The 7831-nt window shown below is 68.7% G+C and carries 8 protein-coding genes; 7 read left to right on the top strand and 1 reads right to left on the bottom strand.

Annotated features, from left to right (window positions below):
- The 7 genes from AC27KI_RS15635 to AC27KI_RS15665 form a co-directional block, all read left to right on the top strand.
- A partial coding sequence (locus tag AC27KI_RS15635) for a branched-chain amino acid ABC transporter permease (protein WP_487114632.1) occupies positions 1-799 on the top strand: 799 nt, incomplete at its 5' end.
- The gene (locus tag AC27KI_RS15640) at positions 796-1554 is read left to right on the top strand and encodes an ABC transporter ATP-binding protein (RefSeq protein ID WP_487114634.1); all 759 of its coding nucleotides are present in this window, start codon (positions 796-798) and stop codon (positions 1552-1554) included. The genes AC27KI_RS15635 and AC27KI_RS15640, both read left to right, overlap by 4 nt.
- A gap of 62 nt (positions 1555-1616) precedes the next feature.
- Positions 1617-2318 (top strand): ABC transporter ATP-binding protein, encoded by a 702-nt coding sequence (locus AC27KI_RS15645; protein WP_487114642.1) that lies wholly within the window; start codon positions 1617-1619, stop codon positions 2316-2318.
- A gap of 124 nt (positions 2319-2442) precedes the next feature.
- Complete coding sequence (locus AC27KI_RS15650; RefSeq protein WP_487114636.1) at positions 2443-3408, top strand: hypothetical protein; 966 nt, start codon at positions 2443-2445, stop codon at positions 3406-3408.
- Between the two features lie 87 nt (positions 3409-3495).
- Complete coding sequence (locus AC27KI_RS15655) at positions 3496-4572, top strand: hypothetical protein (RefSeq protein ID WP_487114638.1); 1077 nt, start codon at positions 3496-3498, stop codon at positions 4570-4572.
- A gap of 72 nt (positions 4573-4644) precedes the next feature.
- Positions 4645-5049, top strand: a complete 405-nt coding sequence (locus AC27KI_RS15660; protein WP_284426305.1) for a hypothetical protein — start codon at positions 4645-4647, stop codon at positions 5047-5049.
- A gap of 270 nt (positions 5050-5319) precedes the next feature.
- A complete protein-coding gene (locus tag AC27KI_RS15665) occupies positions 5320-6300 on the top strand; it encodes a DUF72 domain-containing protein (protein ID WP_487114640.1) in 981 nt (326 codons plus the stop codon).
- Positions 6301-6408: 108 nt separating this feature from the next.
- Here the strand turns inward: AC27KI_RS15665 and AC27KI_RS15670 are convergent, their stop codons facing one another.
- A complete protein-coding gene (locus AC27KI_RS15670) occupies positions 6409-7788 on the bottom strand; it encodes an MFS transporter (protein WP_487114644.1) in 1380 nt (459 codons plus the stop codon).
- Positions 7789-7831 lie beyond the last annotated feature (43 nt).

Here is a 7831-nt window from a genome sequence, read left to right on the forward strand (position 1 = left end):
CTTCATCATGGGCTTCGGCGGCATGGTGGCGCTGGGGCATGCGGGCTTCATGGGCGTGGGCGCCTACGCAGTGGTGGTTCTCAGCGACGCGGGCGCCACCTCGGCCTGGGTGGTGTGGGGCGCCGCCATGGTGCTGGCCGCGCTGGCGGCTGCGCTGGTGGGCGCCATCTCGCTGCGCACCCAGGGCGTGTACTTCATCATGATCACACTGGCCTTCGCCCAGATGCTGTACTTCGTGTTCGTCTCGCTGCGCAGCTACGGCGGGGACGACGGCTACACCCTGCCCATGCGGCCCGTGCTCGGCCTGGGCCTGGACGCCATGCACGAGCCCACCCTGTACTGGGTGGTGCTGGCGCTGGTGGCGCTGGTGCTGTGGTGGCTGGACCGGGCCACGGCCTCGCGCTTCGGCGCGGCGCTGGCGGGCATCCGCGACAACGCGACGCGCATGCGCGCGCTGGGCTATCCGGTGTACCTGCTGCAGCTGGCCGCCTTCACCCTGGCCGGCGCGGTGGCGGGCCTGGCGGGCGCGCTGCTGGCCACCGGCAACAGCTTCGTGAGCCCGGCCATGATGCACTGGACGCAGTCGGCCACGCTCATTGTGATGGTCGTGATCGGCGGCCTGGGCCGGCGCTGGGGCGGGCCGCTGGGCGCGGCCGTGTGGCTGGCGCTGGAAGAGGCGCTCAAGCTCCACACCGACCACTGGCACATGCCGCTGGGCCTGCTGCTGATCGCCACCGCGCTGTACGCGCCCAGGGGCTTGGCCGCGCTGGCGGACCTGCGCGCAAGGAGCGCGCGATGAGCCTGTTCCAAGTGCAGGGCCTGGTCAAACGCTTCGGCGGCCTGCTGGCCACCGACCACGTGGACCTGACCGTGGCGCACGGCGAGGTCCACGCCCTCATCGGCCCCAACGGCGCGGGCAAGACCACGCTGGTCCACCAGATCTCGGGCCTGCTGGCGCCCGACGCAGGCCGCGTGCTGCTCGACGGTGACGACATCACCGCCCTGCCCATGCACCGCCGCGTGGCCAAAGGGTTGTCGCGCTGCTTTCAGGTGACGCGCATCTTCCCGGCCCAGACCGTGCGCGACAACCTGCTGCTGGCCGTGCAGGCGCACAGCGGATCGAGCTTTCGCTTCCTGCAGCCGCGCTCGCAGGCGCACGGGCTGTACGAGGCCGCCGACCGGCTGGCCGAGCGCGTGGGCCTGCAGGGCCGCATGGACGGCATCGCCGGCGCCCTGCCCCATGGCGCCCAGCGCACGCTGGACGTGGCCCTCGCCCTGGCCTGCGCGCCCAAGCTGCTGCTGCTCGACGAACCCATGGCCGGCATGGGGCCGGAGGAATCGCAGCAGATGGTGCAGCTGATCGACAGCCTGCGCCGGGACATGGCCGTGCTGCTGATCGAGCACGACATGGAGGCCGTCTTCCGCCTGGCCGACCGCATCTCGGTGCTGGTGTACGGCCGGGTGCTAACGGCCGGCACGCCCCATGAGATCCGCAGCAACGCCGAAGTGCAGGCCGTGTACCTGGGCACCGAAACCCTGGAGGCCGCCCCATGAGCACGCCCACGCCTTCGATGCGCAATGAACCCGCGTCCGCGTCCGCGCCCGTGGCAGAGCCCCTGCTGAGCTGCCAGGGCCTGGAGGCCGGCTACGGCGTGAGCCAGGTGCTGTTCGGCATCCACCTCGACATTGCCGCAGGCGAAGTGGTGTCCCTGCTGGGCCGTAACGGCATGGGCAAGAGCACCACCATCAAGACCCTGGTCGGCGCACTGCGCCCCACGGCCGGCGCCATCCGCTTCGCGGGCCAGGCCATCGGGGCGATGAAGAGCGACGCCATCGCCCGCATGGGCCTGGCCATCGTGCCCGAGGGCCGCCACGTGTTCCCCAACCTCAGCGTGCGCGAACACCTGCTGGCCTTCGCCAGCCACCGCAGCAGCCTGGGCGAGCCCTGGGACCTGCAGCGCATCTACGGCGTGTTCCCGCGCCTGCAGGAACGCGAGCACCACCTGGGCCACCAGCTGTCGGGCGGCGAGCAGCAGATGCTGGCCATCGGCCGCGCGCTGTCCACCAACCCGCGCCTGCTGATCTTGGACGAAGCCACCGAAGGCCTGGCCCCGGTGATCCGCGAGGAAATCTGGCGGTGCCTGGCCACGCTCAAGGCCGCGGGGCAGACCATCCTGGTGGTGGACAAGTACGTGCACCGCCTCATGGGCCTGGCCGATCGGCACGTGATCCTGGAGCGCGGGCGCGTGGTGTGGCAAGGGGATTCCGAGGCGCTCAATGCGGATCGGGGGCTGTGGGCGCAGTACCTCTCGGTGTAGCGAGAAGAGGTTTTTTGCTTTGAGGAGCGGAACAACAATTCATCACGATTTTCATCACGGACCAGCACCAGCGAGGGAGCCCAAGACGGGAGAATCTGCGGCTTTATAAAAACTAGGCCAGACCATGCCTCTTGTACTGACCTGCCGACCCGCAGGCCCGCGCTTCTTCATCTCTGCAGATGCAACGATGCCAGAGATCGTGATGACGGCCACGCTGTCTGGCGTACCGCTGAATCCGGCTGGGCCTGTACCCACCTATGAATGGTCGGCAACCCTTGTATTCGATGGAGGTGTCCCGCCTACCAACACTGCCTATGGAGGAAACCGCAGAACCCAGCATGCACCGATTCGTTCGCAGGCAGGGCATGGCAACACTTGGCGCATTCCATTCACGGAAGTGCGCGGAGGCTTGCTGACCGTCAATGTGATCGCCCGCGTTGGTGGCACCGTGCTGAAGGCAAGCAGCACGAACCTTACCATTGCAGGCACCAATCCGCTGCCCACAGCCATCCGAGCCTTCGCCAACAGCATTGGGGCCACCAAGGTGCGGTTTAGAAAACAGTTGCGCCAAGAGAGCTCGCTTCAGCAGTTCCGGCCACCTGGAAACTGGCCAAAGTACAGCAGCGATGGGCTCGGGGGCGTGGGGCTGGCGCAGATCACCCGACCTGCTCCCACAGCAGACCAAACCTGGAACTGGAAGGAAAACATTCGCGCTGGATGGGCGCTTTATCAGGAAAAGGAGCGCATCGCTCGTGCCTATCCTGCTAACGCCCAACGCAGTGAGTCCTTTAGAAATCTCGTCGGTGCATGGAATCGCGCGCGGTCTGCCCAAAATTTGCCGCAAGCACAAGTCACACTGCCGGCCTTCACGGATGAACAACTCGAACTCGATACGATTCGCGGATTCAACGGCTACGCCAACGGCTTGCATGAGTTTCGGCCACGAACGCAGAGCGGTCAACTGGTTGTCACCCTGGATTCGAGCGGCCAGCGCGGAAGTGCGGAATGGGAAAGAGTGCCCGTGGATGAACGGGGCAGCGCTGGAGACCCTCGCTATGTTGAACATGTTGATGCGGCTGCGGATTTCTGATTGTCATGACTCAGCAAAAAAAACCCCTTACCAACCTTTAACTACAACGCACGGACAGTACGCCGCTCCACCTTGATGTGCGCTGCCATGCTGCTTGCCGCCTGTTCACCCAACAAGGACGGCGGTCAGGCCGATGCCCCGTCACAGACACCGTCAAACAACCCAGCGTCTTTAAGCGCCCCGGATGCCAGCCACCGGTTTCTCTACGTCATCTACTGCACCGGCACCGTGGACCGACTCGATCTGGCGCGGCCCGCCAAAGTCTCGTCGTTCGCGCTCAGCGAGCGCAGCGGCACGCCGCCGGCCGTCGCTGTGGCGCCGTCTCCGGGCGTCAAGCCCGACAGTTGCCTGGCCCGCCCCGCTGCCACGGATGGCACGGGTGGCACAGCAGAGCGCCAAGTGCAGTTGGTCGCGACGCCCCAGTTCTACCGCAGCGATGCCGATGGGCAGAAAGCCTATCGACTGCTGACGTTCTCGCTGCCCGACTGGACGCTGCGCCAGCAGGCGGACCTGGGAATGTTCGACGTGCTCAACGGCACGCCGCCGCGCATGGTGCGTGGTCCGCAGGCCGGCCAGTGGGTGCCCCGCCCATCCGAGGGGGCGCCTGATGCCTCGGCCGAGTTGGCCGGGTATGCGGGCGGCCAGGGCCTGGCCTTTGCACGCTTCACTCAATGGTCGGGCGATGTGTCCTTGGTGGAGTTCGCGGGTCCCGACCCGTCCCAAGGCACGCCGCAGGCCCAGGCGGGCTTTGCCGATCGCGCCGCGCATCGCTTCGTGCGGCTGGCCGACCCCACCGATGCGGACAGCGGCCCCGTGCGGCTGGCGCCGGGAGGGCAGTTTGCCGTGCGCGAGGTCCAGCGGCCGCAGGCCCCCGCCCCCTCCGCCCAAGGCGCTGCCGACACCGCCCCTTTGCGAAACACCGGCGAACTGCGCGTGTACCGCACCGCCGATGGGCAGCAGGTGGCCAGCGTGGCGGACGCGCGCATCGCCGGCCCCTGGCATGGGATTGCCATCACGCCCGGCGGCTGGGCCGTTTACACCGACCGCCAGGGCGCGTACCGCTTCGTGGCATTGGGGCGCACCTTCGGCACGGAGCCGGTGCAGGACGGCGAGACCGACGACCTTGATGGAACGCGCCCCGGGCTGGTGTACAGCGCGCAGTGAGCGCGGGGGGCGTCCCTAAAATGCGCAGACCACCGCCACGCCACCACAACCAACGCCTGCGCCTTTAAGACCATGACGCCCTTCCCCTATCCGGTCCGCACTGAATGCCCGCCAGGCGCGTGCGTGTGCGACCGCGATGCGCTGCTGCAGGCGCCGAGCGGCGACTTGCGCGTGCTGCGCCTCACGCGGGAGGAGGAAAAACGGCTCATCGACCGGCTGGAAAACCTGGGCAGCCTGGGTGAACTGCGCCGCATGCAGGACCGGCTGGAAGCGCAACTGGGCATCCGCCTGAGCATCACCACCAGCCCCAACGAGGTCCGCAGCCTGCGCGGCATTGCCATCCTGGTACTAGAGCAGCGGGGGCTGTGCCGCAAGACCCGGCAGGCCATTCCTGCCGCGATCAAGAAGAGCATGGACCGGCACCCCGACATCGCCTATGAACTGCTCAACGAAGGGGGGCTGTTTTCGGGCGAATGACTGGTCGCGGCGTCCGGGGTGCCGCCGTTGCGGCGCCGAAACCAAAGGAAACAGCACGGGTCTGGAAGAACACGCCATCGCGCCCCACCTCGATACCGTGCAGGGCCCGCACTTCCTGCCTTTCATCCGCTTTCTGCGCGCCCGCTCATCGACTCCCTCCATGCAAGACGATCTTTTCGGCGACCTGCCCGTTCCCCCCAAGCCGCCCGCTGCGCGCCCGCCAGACGCCCTGCCCCATCGGCCGAGCCCACCGAGGCCAAGGCCCCTGCCGTGCGCCGCAGCAGCACGGTGCAACCGGCGGCCTGGGACGACGACCTGCGCGCACTGGCCGACCGGCTGCCGTCCCGCTTGCGCATGGGCACATCGTCGTGGACCTACCCCGGCTGGAAGGGCTTGCTGTGGGAAGGCGAGCATTCGGAGCAGACGCTTTCCAAAAACGGCCTGCCGGTGTATGCCCAGCACCCGCTGATGCGCACGGTGAGCATCGACCGCAGCTTCTACCGCCCGCTCACGGTAAGCCAGTACGAGCGCTATGCCTCGCAGGTGCCGCATGACTTCCGCTTCGTGGTGAAGGCGCCCAGCCTGGTGACCGATGCGCTGGTGCGCGGCGAGGACGGGCGCGGGCGCCAGGCCAACCCGGCGTTCCTGGATGCCGCGCTGGCCACGCAGGAGTTCGTGGCGCCCGCGCTCGAAGGCCTGGGCGCCAAGGTGGGTGCACTGGTGTTCCAGTTGAGTCCCCTGCCGCTGGCGCAGCTCGACCGGCTGCCGCAGGTGCTCGAGCGCCTGCGCACGATGCTGCTCGCGCAACCGCTGCTGGCGCCCACCGCGCCGGACGGCGTGCTGGCCGTGGAGGTGCGCGACCCCGAGTGGCTGTCGCCCGAGTTCATGCCGCACTTTGCCGCCGTGCTGCGCGAAGCCGGCGCCACCTACTGCGTGGGGCTGCACGCCAAGATGCCGCCGCTGGCGGAGCAACTGCACCTGCTGCGCCGGCTGTGGCCCGGACCGCTGGTGTGCCGCTGGAACCTGAACCCGGTGCACGGCGCCTATGGGTACGAAGACGCCGAAAAGCTCTACGCCCCCTATGACCGCATCCTCCACCCGGCCCCCGAGGTGCACGACGTGCTGGCGCGCACGATCGCGGGGGTGACCGGGGCGGGCCAGAATGCCTTCGTCACGGTCAGCAACCATGCCGAAGGGTGCGCGCCCCTCACCCTGCGCACACTGGCGGAGCGGGTGGCGCCCCTGGAATAGCGCGACGGCGTCACGCGACCGGGCATGCCACAATCAGAATGCTATTAATTTAATAGCACAACGCCCTAGTATCGATTGCGCTTGCGGCCTAAAAGGCCAAAACCCGATTCAGGCATGCACCGTGGCGCCATGCCGCAGCCGCATCACGCTGCACACACCCGCCAACACTGCGCAGCCGGCCGCCGCCATCAGCGCCACCGATTCGCCCTGCCCGTCGTGCTGGCCCCAGACCGCGAAGATGCCCGCCAGCAGCACGGCGCCCAGGGTCTGCCCCGTCAGGCGCGCGGTGCCCAGCATGCCACTGGCCGCGCCCGAACGGTGCAATGGTGCCGAGGCGACGATGGTGTGGTTGTTGGGCGACTGGAACAGCCCGAAGCCCGCCCCGCACAGCAGCATGCGCCACGCCACATCGAACACGCCCGGTTGCGGCGGCAGCACGGCCAGCGCCACCAGCCCGCAGGCGAACACCGCCATGCCGACGCCGCCCAGCAGGCCGTCCGCGAAGCGGCCGATGAGCCGTCCCGCGAACGGCGCCACCACCACGATGGCCAGCGGCCAAGCGGTGATGAGCAGGCCCGCCTCGAAGTGCGACCGGCCCTGCGCCTCCAGCAGCAGGAACGGCAGCGACAGAAAGGCCAGCATCTGCGCGCAGAAGGCCCCGACCGACGCGCCCATCGACAGCGCAAAAACGGGGATGCGCAGCAGGTCCACCGGAAACAGCGGCACCGCCACGCGCCGCTGCCGCCGCAGGTACACCCAGCCCACCGCGACGCCGGCCAGCAGCAGCGCCCAGCCCAGCGGGGCCGCCGCACGCGAGGCCTCGCCCCGCACGCCGAGCTGCTCGCCACCGATGAAGATCAGCGCGAACATGAGGATGTTGAGCGTGACGTCCAGCACCGTCAGCCGCGCGCCGGTGTGCGTGCTGGGCGGATTGAACGGCAGCGCGCGCCGCCCCAGCCACAGCGTGAACAGGCCTAGCGGCAGGTTCAGCGCGAACAGCCAGGGCCACGATGCGAACGACAAGATGGCCGCCGCCACCGAGGGCCCGGCCATCGACGAGGTGGCAACGACCAGCGAGTTGATGGCCATGCCCCGGCCCAAATGCGCGCGCGGATAGGTCAGGCGCACCAGCGCGGCATTCACGCTCATGATGCCCGCCGCACCCAGCCCCTGCACCGCGCGCGCCACGACCAGCGCGGGGAGTGATGTGGCCAGCATGGCCCCGAGCGACGACACGGCAAACAGCGCCATGCCCAGCAGGTACACGCGCCGGTAGCCGATGCGCTCGCCCAGCGAGGCGAGCGGCAGCAGCATGACCAGCGTGGCGATCTGGTAGGCGTTGACGACCCAGATGGCCTGCGCCGCGCCCGCGTTCAGTTCGCGCGCGATGCCGGGCAGCGCGAGGTTGACGATGCTGCCGTCCAGCACCGCCACGGTCAGCCCGAGGATGATGACCAGCATGGCCCGCGCGCGGTCGCGCGGAGGCAGCCCGTCGGAGGCGGCGGGGCGCGCCCTGCCCCCATGGCGGCCG

The organism is Acidovorax sp. KPB24-03 (assembly GCF_057546605.1).

Bases quoted from the DNA above. Each gene is read 5' to 3' on its own strand.
- AC27KI_RS15640 (WP_487114634.1), top strand. From the start codon at position 796: ATGAGCCTGTTCCAAGTGCAGGGCCTGGTCAAACGCTTCGGCGGCCTG.
- AC27KI_RS15650 (WP_487114636.1), top strand. From the start codon at position 2,443: ATGCCTCTTGTACTGACCTGCCGACCCGCAGGCCCGCGCTTCTTCATC.
- AC27KI_RS15655 (WP_487114638.1), top strand. From the start codon at position 3,496: ATGCTGCTTGCCGCCTGTTCACCCAACAAGGACGGCGGTCAGGCCGAT.
- AC27KI_RS15660 (WP_284426305.1), top strand. From the start codon at position 4,645: ATGACGCCCTTCCCCTATCCGGTCCGCACTGAATGCCCGCCAGGCGCG.